We start from the raw sequence: 13,450 nt of genomic DNA, 5'->3' as shown, positions 1-13,450 counted from the left end.
TTTTGAAGGGACTGAACGAACATGCCACAATACGAAGCAGGCACGTTCGATGTCATCGTCGTTGGCGCTGGCCATGCCGGAGCAGAAGCAGCACTTGCCTCTGCACGAATGGGCGCCAAAACACTCGTGTTGACGATGAATCTAGATATGATCGCGTTTATGCCGTGCAATCCGTCAATCGGTGGACCGGCTAAAGGCATCGTTGTACGTGAAATAGATGCACTCGGCGGGGCTATGGGCCGCGTCATCGATAAAACACATATCCAAATGAGGATGCTCAACACCGCCAAAGGGCCTGCTGTCCGCGCATTGCGCGCTCAAGCCGATAAAGTATTGTACCAACAGGAAATGAAGCGCCTCATGGAAGAACAGGAAAACTTGAGCTTGCACCAAGGCATCGCGGAAGAGTTGATCGTCGAAGACGGGAAAGTCAAAGGCCTCATCACACAAGTCGGCGGCATCTACCGTGCTGAAACGGTCGTTATCACGACCGGCACATTCCTGCGCGGTGAAATCATCATCGGCGATCTGCGCTACTCGAGCGGGCCCAACCACCAACAGCCGTCCATCAAATTGGCGGAAAATCTGGAGCAGCTCGGCTTTGAGACCGTGCGTTTCAAAACCGGCACACCGCCGCGCATCAACAGCAACAGCATCGACTACTCGAAAACCGAAATCCAGCCCGGAGATGATGTGCCGCGCGCGTTCAGCTTTGAAACGACGGAATACATCATGGACCAAATGCCGTGCTGGCTGACGTATACTACAAGTGAGACACACCAAATCATCGATGAGAACTTGCATTTGTCGCCGATGTACTCGGGCATGGCAAAAGGCACAGGTCCGCGTTATTGCCCATCGATCGAAGACAAAATCGTCCGCTTCAGCGACAAGCCGCGCCACCAGATCTTCTTGGAGCCGGAAGGACGCTCGACGCGTGAGATTTACGTACAAGGCTTGTCAACGAGTTTGCCGGAACATGTGCAGCGCAAGTTGCTCGAATCGATTCCAGGGCTTGAGAAGGCCGATATGATGCGTTCAGGCTATGCCATCGAATACGATGCCATCGTGCCGACGCAATTATGGCCGACACTGGAATCTAAACAAATCACCAATCTCTATACAGCAGGGCAGATCAACGGCACGTCCGGCTACGAGGAAGCAGCGGGACAAGGGCTCATGGCAGGCATCAACGCCGCAGCGAAAGTGCTCGGCAAAGAAGAAGTCATCCTCAGCCGCTCTGACGCCTATATCGGTGTCTTAATCGACGATTTGGTCACCAAAGGAACGAGCGAGCCTTACCGCTTGTTGACGTCTCGTGCCGAATACCGCTTATTGCTGCGCCATGATAACGCAGACTTGCGTTTGACGGAACTCGGCTATCAGCTCGGCATGATCACAGAACAGCGCTATGCGCGTTTCCTGGAGAAAAAAGACCATATCGAAGAGGAAATCAAGCGCTTGCGCAGCATCATCATCAAGCCGAACGAACAAACGCAGCAAGCAATACGCGATGCAGGGGGCAGCGAGCTGAAAGACGGCATCCGTGCAGCCGACCTGTTGAAACGCCCGGAAATGAACTACGACATGATCGCGTCCTTGACTGAATCCGACATCGCATTGAGCGAAGAAGTGAAAGAACAAGTCGAAATCCATGTGAAATACGAAGGCTATATCGAAAAATCGCTTCAACAAGTCGACAAGCTGAAGAAAATGGAAAACAAGAAGATCCCTGAAAACATCGATTACGATGCCATCTCGGGGATTGCGACAGAAGCGCGCAGTAAACTGAAAGAAGTGCTGCCGCTGTCGATTGCACAAGCCACACGCATTTCCGGCGTCAACCCTGCTGACATTTCAATTTTATTGGTGTATATTGAACAAGGAAGAATTGCTAAAGTCTAATTGAAATTTCACGCGTGCGGTCAACGTGCGTGTTACGGGCGGCACCGCCGCCAGCACATAAACACAACGCGAATGGGCTGGTATCCGCCAGCCCATTTGCTTTTGCAAAAATACGGGCGAGAGGAGGAAATGCATTGAACGAACAACAATTCACACAAGCGCTGAAAGACAAAGGCATTGAATTGACAGAGCATCAACTCGAACAGTTCCGCAACTATTACAAGGAACTGGTGGAATGGAACGAAAAGATGAACTTGACGGCGATCACCGATCAGGAAGATGTTTATTTAAAGCATTTCTACGACTCGATCACTGCCGCATTTTACTTGGATTTCACCAAACCGCTGGCACTTTGCGATGTTGGGGCGGGAGCGGGCTTTCCGAGCATTCCGGTCAAAATCTGCTTCCCCCATATTAAAGTGACCATCGTGGACTCTTTGAACAAACGCATCCAATTTTTGAATCATTTGAGCGAAACGCTTGGACTCGATCAAGTTTCTTTTGTCCATTCACGGGCGGAAGATTTCGGGAAATCCGAACATCGGGAAAGTTATGATATCGTTACGGCGCGCGCTGTGGCAAGATTGTCAGTACTTGCTGAACTGTGTGTGCCGCTCGTTAAACAAGGCGGTGTATTCGCTGCGATGAAAGCAGCTTCCGCGCCTGACGAGCTGAAAGATGCAGAAAAAGCGCTGAAGATCCTCGGCGTCAAAAAAGAAGCCGTTCATGCGTTCCAGTTGCCGGTCGAAGAAAGCGAACGCTATATCCAAGTGTTCCGGAAATTCAAAGGAACACCGAATAAATACCCGAGAAAAGCGGGCGTACCGAATAAATCACCGATCACTTAATGTTTCACGTGGAACATACCGAAAAACTGCGTTTTAACGGTTTGACAACAAGAGCAAGTTTGTAAAAGGTGGTGCCTAAGGATGAAAAGTCCTTTTTCACGTCTCTTCGGAGGCGGAGATAAAGCTAATGATGCAATAACAGAAACGGCGAACAAAGCTTCTGAAGAAGTAGTGAAAATACCGTTGGAGAAAATCCATGCCAATGAATTCCAGCCTCGCACCGTTTTCGATGCTGAAAAAATCGAGGAACTAGCCAGGACCATCCATGTCCATGGCGTCATCCAACCGATTGTCGTCAGAGATTCGAAGCGTGATGGATTTTACGAAATTATCGCAGGCGAACGGCGCTACCGGGCGATGACATCGCTTGGCTGGGAAGAAGTGCCGGCGATTGTCCGCCAGTTGAGCGACAAAGAAACCGCTTCGATTGCGTTGATTGAAAATCTCCAGCGCGAAGAACTGACGGCGATCGAAGAAGCGCATGCTTACCAAAACTTGCTGGAAATCCAAGAGATTACGCAAGAAGCACTTGCACAGCGCCTTGGCAAAAGCCAGTCGACGGTAGCCAATAAATTGCGCTTGCTGAAACTGCCGGAGCCTGTGCAGCAGGCGCTGCTCGAGCGGGCCATTACAGAACGCCACGCCCGTGCGTTATTGCCGGTAAAAGATCCAGCTGTGCAGCAGCAACTATTGGATGAGTTGATCGACCAGGGGCTCAATGTCAAAGAACTCGAGCAACGCATTAAAAGCTTGTCGCTCGAACAGGCGCAAAAGCCCAAGCCGCGGAGAAAAGCAGTGAGCCGGGATATGCGCATCGCCATGAACACGATCAAAGAGTCGTTGTCGATGGTCAAAAAAAGCGGTATTGATTTAGATTCAGTGGAAGAAGAATACGAGGATTATTACCAAATCACCGTGAAAATCCCAAAAAATCGGACTTAAGCTCTTTCCTTTTGGGAAAGGGCTTTTTTTTGGCAGATTTATCTCTATCAAACAGGAATTTTGTTACAATAAAGAAATGAAAGCTGTCGCGGATAGCCATATTGTCATTTCCGCAGTAAAATAAAGGCAGTATCGAAGAAAGTTGGTGCACGTGTGGGTAGAACGATTGCCATCGCCAATCAAAAGGGCGGTGTAGGAAAAACAACTTCATCAGTGAATTTAAGCGCTTGTCTTGCTTATTTAGGCAAGAAAGTGTTGTTGATAGATATCGATCCCCAAGGCAATGCGACGAGCGGCGTCGGCATCAATAAAGGCGACGTCGACAAATGCATTTACGAAGTGCTCATCGATGATGTGGACGTCAAAGATACGATCATGGAGACGAAAGTCGAAAACCTTCATGTCGTTCCGGCCACCATCTCGCTTGCAGGCGCTGAAATCGAATTGGTTTCGACCATTTCCCGAGAAGCGCGCCTGAAAAATGCTTTGGCCGAAGTGAAGGATTCGTACGATTACATCATCATCGATTGTCCGCCATCGCTCGGTCTTTTGACCTTGAATTCTTTAACGGCTTCAGACGGAATTATTATTCCAGTACAATGTGAATATTATGCTCTAGAAGGTTTAAGCCAGTTATTGAGCACTGTCCGGCTCGTCCAAAAACACTTGAACCATGATTTGATGATCGATGGGGTGCTGTTGACGATGTACGACGCACGGACCAATCTCGGCATGCAAGTGATTGAAGAAGTGAAGAAATACTTCCAGGACAAAGTCTATGATTCGGTCGTTCCGCGAAACGTTCGCTTAAGTGAGGCCCCAAGCCATGGAGAGCCAATTATCATCTATGATCCGAAGTCCAGAGGCGCAGAAGTTTACCTAGAATTGGCGAAGGAAGTGATTCGTAATGGCTAAGGGATTAGGAAAAGGCATCAACGCATTATTCCCCGGAGAAACGGTGAAAGAAACGGAAAAAGTGACGCAGATCAAGCTGACCGACATTAAGGAAAACCCCCATCAGCCACGGAAAGTGTTTGACCAACAAGCGCTGGAGGAATTGGCCGAATCTATCCGTGAGCACGGCATTTTGCAGCCGGTTGTCGTACGGAAAAAGGGTGCCAAATTCGAACTTGTCGTCGGAGAACGCCGCTTCCGCGCGGCAAAGCTTTGCAAAATGAAAGAAGTGCCGGCCATTATCAAAGATTTCAACGAACAGCAGATGATGGAACTTGCCATTCTTGAAAACTTGCAGCGTGAAGATTTGACGCCGATCGAAGAAGCAGAAGCATACCAAAAGCTGATGGACACATTGGAATTGACGCAGGAGCAATTGGCTTTCCGCCTAGGCAAAAGCCGTCCGCATATTACTAATCACATCCGCTTGCTGACATTGCCTGCAGACGTGCGCCAATTAATATCCGATAAAAAGCTGTCGATGGGGCATGGGCGGACCTTGCTCGGATTGCGCAGCAAAAAAACGATTTCCGAAACGGCGGAAAAAGCAGTCAAAGACGGCTTGAATGTCCGCCAACTGGAAAACCTCGTGCAGCGATTGAACGACGATGTTCCACGTGAAACATTGGAAAAGAAAAAGGATATCTTTATAGAAGAAAAACAATCTGAGCTGCGTGACCGTTTCGGCACGAACGTCCAGATCAAAAAACAAAAGAACAAAGGCAAGATTGAAATCGAGTTTTTCTCAGAAGATGACCTCGAACGGATTTTGGATTTGCTGAAATAAAAGGGGTATCGGCCAGCGGGGAATGGGATTCCTTGCTGGTTGTCCATAGCTTCAAAAAAGACTTTAAGAATCAGTTATCGGCGTACGTCTTAGCATTCATTAAAACAGGATGAATACGGCCTATGTTCTGGGACGTGAAATAGGCGTTTGACACAGGCAAACGAAATAGGGCCGTTCCGGCGTTCGTTATAGCCGGGGCGGCCTATTGTGTGGCGCGGCAGAAATCCCCCGCTTGAGTGTGGAGGCACGAGAGCCGAAAAAGAGGGAGAAGAGCGCAGCGTGCTGCAAAGTGCACAAGCACGGAGGAAGGAGCGCGAATATGGTTCTGTGGGGAACGTTGGTCAACGCAGTTTTAATTGTTTTAGGAACACTCATTGGACGGGCATTGCGCAATATTCCCGAAAAGATGAAAGAGACGGTCATGTATGTCATCGGGCTTGTCGTTGTGGTGCTAGGTTTGCAGATGGGCTTTGAGAGCCAGAATTTTGTCATCGTCATCATCAGCCTCGTATTTGGTGCGGTCATCGGGGAGTGGGCGAAGCTTGAAGATAAGCTGAACGCATTCGGCCATTGGATCGAACGGATGCTTGGGACCAAGGAAAGCCAAGGGAGCTTGGCGCAAGGTTTTGTCACGGCGACGTTGATTTTTGTCATCGGTGCGATGGGCATTATCGGTGCATTAGAGAGCGGGCTCAGTAATGAACACGGCGTTCTCATTTCAAAAGGCATCATTGATGGATTTACATCGATTATCCTCGCCTCGACGCTTGGCATCGGCGTCATGCTGTCGGCGGTTCCGGTATTTGTCTATCAAGGCTTGATTGCGCTTTTTGCAACGCAAATCAGCTTGATCATTCCAGAAGCCGCACTTGATTTGTTCATTACCGAAATGACCGCGACCGGCGGAGTGATGATTGCAGCGATCGGCTTGAATTTGATGGGGATTGTCAAAATCCGCGTGGCGAATTTGCTGCCGGGGATCATTGTAGTTGCGTTTCTTGTCACGGCCATGTTTAAATTCAATCTGATGTAAGTAATAACTAAGAAGGTGTAAGTGTGCTTTTTGAAAGAAGTGTAATTGAAAGATTTATCGATGGTGTGATAACGAAAATGCTGGATGAGGAAATGTGGTTGGCGATTTCCGGAACAGCGTTGAAAGTCGTGCTATTGACCATTGGGGCATATATTTTGATCCGCGTGGTGCGCATAATCATCCGCAAGTCGTTTTCGGTCCGCTTTAAAGGGCCGATCAAAGTGACCGGACGCCGCCACCAGACTTTGTCGAAGCTGCTGGAAAACGTCGTCACGTATGTGATTTGGTTTATGGCGATGGTGACGATCTTGTCTTTGTTTTCCATCAATATCAGCGGGATCATCGCCGGTGCCGGTGTCGTCGGCTTAGCGGTCGGTTTTGGCGCGCAAAACTTGGTGCGCGACGTCATCACTGGTTTCTTTATCATTTTTGAAGACCAGTTTTCTGTCGGAGATTATGTCCGCATCAACCAAGCGGAAGGGACCGTACAGGAAATTGGCTTGCGGACGACGAAAGTGCAGGCCTGGACAGGGGAGATTTTCATCTTCCCGAACGGCAATGTCACTGATGTTGTCAACTTCTCGCTGCATAATTCGATTGCCGTCGTGGATCTGAGCATTTCTCACGATTCAGACTTGGCGAAAGTGGAACGGCTCATCATGGAGTTCCTCGAGACAGTGCAGCCCAATTATGAGGAAGTCATCAGCCCAGCAGAGTTGCTCGGCGTACAAAACATGACGGCGACAGAAGTGGTGATGCGCTTGACGGCTGAAACTTTGCCGATGCAGCATTTCGGCGTGGCCCGCAGAATGCGCCGCGATTTGAAGGAGTTCTTCGATGCGCGCGGCGTGGAGCTGCCGTATCCACGCATGGTGGTTATGCACCGCGAGCCCGGCGAAAACATGGCGGATGCAGCTGTTGTGAAAAAGTGATGGAGGGACGCACCCATGGAGATGAAAGAATTCGGGTTGAATGATATTGTCGAAATGAAAAAAGGGCATCCGTGCGGAGCGAACGCGTGGAAGATTATCCGCATGGGCGCCGACATCCGCATCAAATGCGAAGGCTGCCAGCATAGCGTTATGCTGCCGCGCGCGGAGTTCAATAAAAAAATGAAAAAAGTGCTGGTCAAAGCGGAGGCGGAATGAGGAATGGACATTTTCGCCTCCTCTTCCTATAATAGAATGGTTGTAAAATTTGTGAACGAGAAGAAAGGTCGTGAATCCTTTGGCATTAACTGCAGGGATCGTAGGATTACCAAACGTGGGGAAGTCCACATTATTTAACGCTATTACAAAAGCGGGCGCCGAAGCGGCAAACTACCCGTTCTGTACGATAGATCCAAACGTCGGAATCGTTGAAGTGCCGGATGAGCGCCTCGATAAATTGACGGAATTGGTGGATCCGAAAAAAACCGTGCCGACGGCTTTCGAATTTACCGATATCGCGGGAATTGTTGAGGGCGCGAGCAAAGGTGAAGGGCTTGGGAATAAATTCCTGTCGCATATCCGTGAAGTAGACGCGATTTGTCAAGTGGTGCGCTGTTTCGCTGACGATAACATTACGCACGTTACAGGGAAAGTGGATCCGATTTCCGATATTGAAGTCATTAACCTGGAATTGGTATTGGCGGATATGGAAAGCATCGAGAAACGCATTGCGCGTGCGGCGAAGTTGAAGAAGCAACGGGACAAAGACGCGATTGCGGAAGAGCCTGTGCTATTGAAACTGCGCGAAGCGTTCGAGGACGGCCAATTGGCGCGTTCGATCGACTTCACCGATGACGAGCTGCGCATCGCAAAAAGCTTGAACTTGTTGACGCTCAAGCCGATGCTCTATGTCGCCAACGTTTCCGAGGATGAAATCGCGGATGCCGATAACAACGAATACGTTCAAAAGGTCCGTGAATTTGCGGCCAAGGACAATGCCGATGTCATCGTCATTTGTGCGAAAATCGAGGAAGAAATGGCTGAACTCGATGACGAGGAAAAAGAAATGTTCCTTGAAGAGCTCGGCATCCAAGAGTCTGGATTGGACCAATTGGTTAAAGCGTCTTACAGCTTGCTTGGGCTGGCGACTTATTTCACTGCCGGCGTCCAGGAAGTGCGGGCGTGGACATTCAGAAAAGGCATGAAAGCGCCGCAATGTGCCGGCGTTATCCACTCGGACTTTGAGCGCGGCTTTATCCGTGCTGAAACGGTCGCTTACGATGATTTGGTCGAAGCAGGCTCGATGGCAGCGGCGAAAGAAGCCGGAAAAGTGCGTCAAGAAGGAAAAGAATACATCGTCAAAGACGGCGATGTTATGCTCTTCAGATTTAACGTGTAAAGCTAACTTTCAGTCACACAGTCATTGGAAACAAGTTAAGAATCGATTGGCGGCTGAAAAAGAATACCGGAACCGGGTGCTTTTTCAGCATCCGGTTTTTTTTATGAGGAGGGAAAACAATGTATTTATTCGCATATGGAACTTTAAAGCGCGGCGGCAAATACCATTTCTATTTGGAGGAAGCCCAGCTGGTTGCAGAGCACGTGACAACAACGGGACGCTTGTATGATACGGGCCTTGGCTATCCGGCGCTCGCCTTGTCGGGAGATGATGTGATTTCCGGGGAACTGTACGATATACCGGACGTCTTATGGCCGGCGATCAATGATTTGGAAGATTATACAGGCAATGCAGAAACGGACTTATACGATCGTTTGACGGTAAATATCGAAACCGTGCACGGCACAAAATCCGCGATCATCTATACGGCGAAAGCCCAGCACTTATTGAGAGAATACATTCCGGAAGGCGTCTGGGACGTAGAACGCTCTTTTGTGAAATGAGTTTGTGGCAGAAATAAAAACAGGACGGCAGCAGAAAACTTGCTGACCGTCCTGTTTTTATTATCGAATGGAAAATGTTACCTATTATAATAAACTGAGCTTCGTCACTAAGACGTACGCGAATCCGGAAACTCGGAATAGACGTGCAGGCGGGGGAGTTCCGGGTCATCCAATATCCATGCATCGTCGGGCTCTTTACGCAATTCCCGGTACATGAGAAAGTCTCCGAACGCGCCAGCTGTCAGCATGGCGCCGAGCAGCACGAGCACTTGGTCGCCGATCCAGAAACCGAGGGCGGTCGGCACAACGGCGGTCATCCAAAACGGCAATAGCAGCACCGCGCGCATGGCGCGGTTTTTCACCGGCTGGTCGCTTGTCGCATAAGCCACGCCCATGCTCAAGTTGACCCCGTATTGCAGCGAGGAAACCGGCACTTTTCCGAAGACGACAAACCCGATCAAATGAAATAATTCGTGAAGCACGATTAACAGCACGTATCCGACCAGAAAATAGACAATGCCGGTGAGCGAAAATGCGAACGACAGCGGCTCCCGGAAAAACTGGTAGGCGAGAGCGAATCCCACGACGAGCAGCACATTGAACCACAGCGCTTTCGGTGCGATTTCTTCTATATTCAAATCAATGATCCTGCGTGGGTCCATGAGCATCACGTCCTTCGCTTAATGAGTTTAGTATAGCCGAAAATAGCGCTTGCCGGAAGCATCCCGCTATGCTACAATATATTGATGTGAGTAATATTTATGATTGCTTGCTCCTTGCCCGCTGGAAACAGCAGGGCCCAAGTCCATAAGGAGGTGACAATACGATGAGAGAATACGAATTAATGTACATTGTGCGCCCGAACATTGAAGAGGACGCGAAGAAAGCTCTTGTTGAGCGTTTCAGCGAAATCCTAACTTCAAACGGTGCTGAAATCATCGAGTCGAAAGAGTGGGGTAAACGCCGTCTAGCTTACGAAATCAACGATTTCAAAGAAGGTTTCTACCAGATCGTCAAAGCTAACGCTGGATCTGAAGCTATCAACGAGTTTACACGTCTTGCGAACATCAACGAAGACATCATCCGCCACATCGCTGTACGTCTAGACGTTTAAGCGATTCGTGGAATCCAGATAATAAATGACTTGAAGAAGGAGGTTGAATTCTGATGATCAACCGGGTTGTATTGGTCGGAAGACTGACAAAAGATCCTGATCTTCGTTACACGCCAAGCGGAGCGGCGGTGGCTCGTTTTACACTTGCTGTAAACCGGACATTCTCCAATGCGCAAGGTGAACGCGAAGCAGATTTTATCAATTGTACCGTTTGGCGCAAGCAGGCTGAAAACACGGCGAATTTCCTGAAAAAAGGAAGTCTCGCAGGTGTCGAAGGCCGCATTCAGACTGGCAGCTACGAGGGTCAAGACGGCAAGCGCGTTTATACGACAGAAGTGGTGGCGGACAGCGTTCAATTCCTTGAACCGAAAAGCGCAACTTCTGGAGATCGCCCTTCAGGTGATCGTTCTTATGGACAGCAGCCGTCTTATCAGCAGAACCAACCGTCTAGCCCAAGTCAGCAAAACAATACTCGTGTAGATGACGATCCATTCTCAAGCGGAAGCGGCAAAATCGAAGTTTCTGACGACGATCTGCCATTCTGATTTGAATGGAAACTGACGAATAGAAATCTGAAAAGTAAGGGAGGTAATTCGATATGGCACCACGTCGCGGAGGCAAGAAGCGTAAAAAGGTTTGTTATTTCACTTCAAACAACATTACACGCATCGACTACAAAGACACTGATTTGCTTAAGAAATTCATTTCTGAGCGAGGCAAAATTTTGCCACGTCGTGTTACGGGCACTAGCGCAAAATGGCAACGTCGTTTGACGATTGCAGTAAAACGCTCTCGTATCATGGCACTTCTACCGTTCGTAGCGGAAGAGAAATAAGATTTTACAAGGAGACCGGGAAACCGGTCTCCTTTTTTATTTGCATTGGAAATTGATGGAGTGAAAGCTAAGTAAGTGAGTAGAATAGCTTGCGCTAGTAAACTGTGTTGTAGGAGGCTGCTTGGGGCCCGCAGGATGCCAGAGAAATATAAAGAAGTGAGTGGAAAAGCTTCCGCTTTTCGACTGCGTTGCAGGGGGCTGCTTGCCGTGGGGCGGGTGTTGAGCCAAGGCGGAAGAACATCGCCTTTGTCTCGCCAGCCCGCGCGGTCCCACAGGCGTCAGCCCCCTTCCACTCTGTCTCTAGTTTTAGAGGGGATGAAAACTTCTTTTGTCCACTCGATAGAAAATGAGGAAATGGATCATGTTTTGTAGCTCAAGTTATCTTTGTAGTAGAGAGGCTAGTTAGTTCTAATCCATCAACAAGATTTTTGGCTGAAGCACCAACGTGCAAGATGCTGCATCCCGGGAAGCGATTCCCCAGCAAGCTGGCAACCATGTACAGAAGCAGAACAACTTAAACAGTCAACAAACAACGAAATCTCCCAGCCGCCCAGCGCCTAGGGTGAGCCGACGCAGCGAGACAAGCGTTCTTCCTGGCTTGCGGCAAGAGGCCATCCCCAAGCATGGCGGCGAATATCAAGGTGTTGCCCGAAAAAGAAAATGGAACAGTTTCACAAGAAAACCCTTAATATCCTCGTCTGAGCCAGCCCAGGGAAGCGATTTCCCAACTAGCCGGCAACTATGTACAGATGCAAATCTGGTTAAACAATCTACACACAACGAAATCACTCAGCCGCCTAGCGTCAAGGGTGAGCCGACGCAGCGAGACAGGCGCTCTTTCTGGCTTGCTGCAAGAGGCCATCCCAAAGCAGGGCGGCGGATTCATAAGCGATGCCTTGAACGAACCATAATACCTTACCGCACGCCAAGTCTGACTAACCGACCCAGATTTTAATCCAGGGAAGCGATTATGCACATTCTGCCCCAGCTCTCATTCTCGACTCACCGAAGAAAGTGAATGTCTCCAACTACATATCTGCCGGAAACCTCAAGATTCCACGCAATCGATCCACGGCACCTAATAGCGCGCATTTTATAGGCTGCAAATGGGTATGTGACAGTATGCTTTCTTCTGGACACAATGAACCAGCGCAGTGGTCCCCCTTTTTTGTTCGAGAACTTGAATCATGGTACAATTACAAGGATGAAATAAACCCGAAAGAAGATGAAAAGCAGAGCTATGCCTAATCAAAAGACACGTCAGTTGACGAATGGGGCCATGATGACGGCACTGTTTGCCGTCTTATTGGCTGTTTCTGTATATGTACCGGTGCTGAGTGTCGTCAGTACCTTGTTTTTAGCATTGCCGATTGCATGGTATAGTGCCAAGTATCCGGCAAAGGCTTCGGCGCTTGTAGCCGTGGTTGGAGTGGTCTTGAGTTTTATGATCGGCGGGCTGCTGGCGATTCCGCTGGCGTTGATCCACATTCCGCTTGGTCTGATGATCGGCTTGTCGATCTATTATAAGAAAAGTAAATTGTTCATGTTCATGGGCGCAAGTATTACGCTGTTGCTGTCCATCCTTGTCCAATATTTGGCGGCGATCGCGTTCTTCGGAATCAACTTCATCGAAGAGTTTATCTCAGCGATGCGGCTCTCGATCGAACAGGCAAATGCTTGGATGGAGCGCCTTGGGCAAACACCGACAGAAGACTATCAGGAGTTGGTAACTGAGTTTATTTTCACGTTCGAGGCTTTGATGCCGACGCTGTTGGTGTTGTCGGTATTTACCATGGTGTGGCTGTTATTATTGGTGTTTTTGCCGATTTTAAAGCGGCTTGGCATCGATGTACCGAAGTTCCCGCCATTTCGCGAGATGCGTTTGCCGAAGAGCGTATTGTGGTATTATTTGATCGTCATTTTGGTGTCCTTGCTGTCTGATTTTGAGCAAGGGACGATGGCGTATTTGATTTTTGCGAATGCCTCGATGCTGCTGCAGTTTTTGCTGTTTTTGCAGGGGGTATCGTTCTATCATTTCTATGTTCACCAAGAGGGCTGGCCTCGCTGGGTGACGGTGATCGTGACGATTTTTGCGTTTCCTTTGCAGTCGTTTACGAGCATCATCGGGATTTTGGATCTCGGTTTCGACATCCGAGGCTGGATCAAGCGTGCGCACGAGTTTAAAGGAAAGTAAGGAGCTG

15 protein-coding genes are annotated in these 13,450 nt (G+C 49.1%); 14 read left to right on the top strand and 1 reads right to left on the bottom strand.

Going from position 1 to position 13,450, the window contains the following annotated elements; all coding sequences use genetic code 11:
- Positions 1 to 21: 21 nt before the first annotated feature.
- The 10 genes from mnmG to ACFO5U_RS12645 all read left to right on the top strand — a co-directional run bounded on the left by mnmG (position 22) and on the right by ACFO5U_RS12645 (position 9,300).
- Positions 22 to 1,905: a tRNA uridine-5-carboxymethylaminomethyl(34) synthesis enzyme MnmG gene (mnmG, locus tag ACFO5U_RS12690; RefSeq protein ID WP_377279432.1), complete on the top strand. Its 1,884-nt coding sequence runs from the start codon at positions 22 to 24 to the stop codon at positions 1,903 to 1,905.
- Between the two features lie 134 nt (positions 1,906 to 2,039).
- Positions 2,040 to 2,753: a 16S rRNA (guanine(527)-N(7))-methyltransferase RsmG gene (rsmG, locus tag ACFO5U_RS12685; protein WP_377279431.1), complete on the top strand. Its 714-nt coding sequence runs from the start codon at positions 2,040 to 2,042 to the stop codon at positions 2,751 to 2,753.
- An 81-nt stretch (positions 2,754 to 2,834) separates the two neighbouring features.
- Positions 2,835 to 3,695 (top strand): nucleoid occlusion protein, encoded by an 861-nt coding sequence (gene noc, locus ACFO5U_RS12680; protein WP_377279430.1) that lies wholly within the window; start codon positions 2,835 to 2,837, stop codon positions 3,693 to 3,695.
- A gap of 153 nt (positions 3,696 to 3,848) precedes the next feature.
- The gene (locus tag ACFO5U_RS12675; RefSeq protein WP_377279429.1) at positions 3,849 to 4,610 is read left to right on the top strand and encodes a ParA family protein; all 762 of its coding nucleotides are present in this window, start codon (positions 3,849 to 3,851) and stop codon (positions 4,608 to 4,610) included.
- The gene (locus tag ACFO5U_RS12670) at positions 4,603 to 5,436 is read left to right on the top strand and encodes a ParB/RepB/Spo0J family partition protein (protein ID WP_377279428.1); all 834 of its coding nucleotides are present in this window, start codon (positions 4,603 to 4,605) and stop codon (positions 5,434 to 5,436) included. Before ACFO5U_RS12675 ends, ACFO5U_RS12670 begins: the two co-directional genes overlap by 8 nt.
- A 319-nt stretch (positions 5,437 to 5,755) precedes the next feature.
- Positions 5,756 to 6,469: a DUF554 domain-containing protein gene (locus tag ACFO5U_RS12665; protein ID WP_377279427.1), complete on the top strand. Its 714-nt coding sequence runs from the start codon at positions 5,756 to 5,758 to the stop codon at positions 6,467 to 6,469.
- Between the two features lie 23 nt (positions 6,470 to 6,492).
- Entirely contained in the window at positions 6,493 to 7,401 is a 909-nt protein-coding gene (locus ACFO5U_RS12660) for a mechanosensitive ion channel family protein (RefSeq protein ID WP_377279426.1), read from the top strand.
- Between the two features lie 15 nt (positions 7,402 to 7,416).
- On the top strand, positions 7,417 to 7,617 hold the full coding sequence (locus tag ACFO5U_RS12655; protein ID WP_068871157.1) for a DUF951 domain-containing protein: 201 nt from the start codon (positions 7,417 to 7,419) through the stop codon (positions 7,615 to 7,617).
- A 79-nt stretch (positions 7,618 to 7,696) separates the two neighbouring features.
- Entirely contained in the window at positions 7,697 to 8,797 is a 1,101-nt protein-coding gene (gene ychF, locus ACFO5U_RS12650; protein WP_377279506.1) for a redox-regulated ATPase YchF, read from the top strand.
- A gap of 119 nt (positions 8,798 to 8,916) precedes the next feature.
- Positions 8,917 to 9,300 (top strand): gamma-glutamylcyclotransferase family protein, encoded by a 384-nt coding sequence (locus ACFO5U_RS12645; protein WP_377279425.1) that lies wholly within the window; start codon positions 8,917 to 8,919, stop codon positions 9,298 to 9,300.
- A gap of 107 nt (positions 9,301 to 9,407) precedes the next feature.
- Here the strand turns inward: ACFO5U_RS12645 and ACFO5U_RS12640 are convergent, their stop codons facing one another.
- A complete protein-coding gene (locus ACFO5U_RS12640; RefSeq protein WP_377279424.1) occupies positions 9,408 to 9,962 on the bottom strand; it encodes a DUF3267 domain-containing protein in 555 nt (184 codons plus the stop codon).
- A 164-nt stretch (positions 9,963 to 10,126) separates the two neighbouring features.
- Between ACFO5U_RS12640 and rpsF the strand changes: the two genes are divergently transcribed.
- From rpsF to ACFO5U_RS12620, 4 genes are all read left to right on the top strand, one after another.
- Positions 10,127 to 10,414 carry a 30S ribosomal protein S6 gene (rpsF, locus tag ACFO5U_RS12635; protein ID WP_377279423.1) on the top strand — a complete coding sequence of 96 codons (288 nt, stop codon included), beginning with the start codon at positions 10,127 to 10,129 and terminating at the stop codon, positions 10,412 to 10,414.
- Positions 10,415 to 10,467: 53 nt separating this feature from the next.
- A complete protein-coding gene (ssb, locus tag ACFO5U_RS12630) occupies positions 10,468 to 10,959 on the top strand; it encodes a single-stranded DNA-binding protein (RefSeq protein WP_377279422.1) in 492 nt (163 codons plus the stop codon).
- Positions 10,960 to 11,012: 53 nt separating this feature from the next.
- Positions 11,013 to 11,249, top strand: coding sequence for a 30S ribosomal protein S18 (gene rpsR / locus ACFO5U_RS12625; protein ID WP_377279421.1), 237 nt, complete (start codon positions 11,013 to 11,015; stop codon positions 11,247 to 11,249).
- A 1,240-nt stretch (positions 11,250 to 12,489) separates the two neighbouring features.
- A complete protein-coding gene (locus ACFO5U_RS12620) occupies positions 12,490 to 13,443 on the top strand; it encodes a YybS family protein (protein ID WP_377279420.1) in 954 nt (317 codons plus the stop codon).
- Positions 13,444 to 13,450: the final 7 nt, after the last annotated feature.

The sequence above is a fragment of the Planococcus dechangensis genome, assembly GCF_042654465.1.
GTDB lineage: Bacteria > Bacillota > Bacilli > Bacillales_A > Planococcaceae > Planococcus > Planococcus dechangensis.
This window is presented reverse-complemented; position numbering and strand designations above follow the sequence as displayed.

Coding starts and splice junctions, on each gene's coding strand:
- ACFO5U_RS12645 (WP_377279425.1), top strand. CDS start 8,917: ATGTATTTATTCGCATATGGAACTTTAAAGCGCGGCGGCAAATACCAT.
- ACFO5U_RS12620 (WP_377279420.1), top strand. CDS start 12,490: ATGCCTAATCAAAAGACACGTCAGTTGACGAATGGGGCCATGATGACG.
- rpsF (WP_377279423.1), top strand. CDS start 10,127: ATGAGAGAATACGAATTAATGTACATTGTGCGCCCGAACATTGAAGAG.
- noc (WP_377279430.1), top strand. CDS start 2,835: ATGAAAAGTCCTTTTTCACGTCTCTTCGGAGGCGGAGATAAAGCTAAT.
- ssb (WP_377279422.1), top strand. CDS start 10,468: ATGATCAACCGGGTTGTATTGGTCGGAAGACTGACAAAAGATCCTGAT.
- ACFO5U_RS12670 (WP_377279428.1), top strand. CDS start 4,603: ATGGCTAAGGGATTAGGAAAAGGCATCAACGCATTATTCCCCGGAGAA.
- ACFO5U_RS12640 (WP_377279424.1), bottom strand. CDS start 9,962: ATGGACCCACGCAGGATCATTGATTTGAATATAGAAGAAATCGCACCG.
- mnmG (WP_377279432.1), top strand. CDS start 22: ATGCCACAATACGAAGCAGGCACGTTCGATGTCATCGTCGTTGGCGCT.
- ACFO5U_RS12655 (WP_068871157.1), top strand. CDS start 7,417: ATGGAGATGAAAGAATTCGGGTTGAATGATATTGTCGAAATGAAAAAA.
- rpsR (WP_377279421.1), top strand. CDS start 11,013: ATGGCACCACGTCGCGGAGGCAAGAAGCGTAAAAAGGTTTGTTATTTC.
- ACFO5U_RS12665 (WP_377279427.1), top strand. CDS start 5,756: ATGGTTCTGTGGGGAACGTTGGTCAACGCAGTTTTAATTGTTTTAGGA.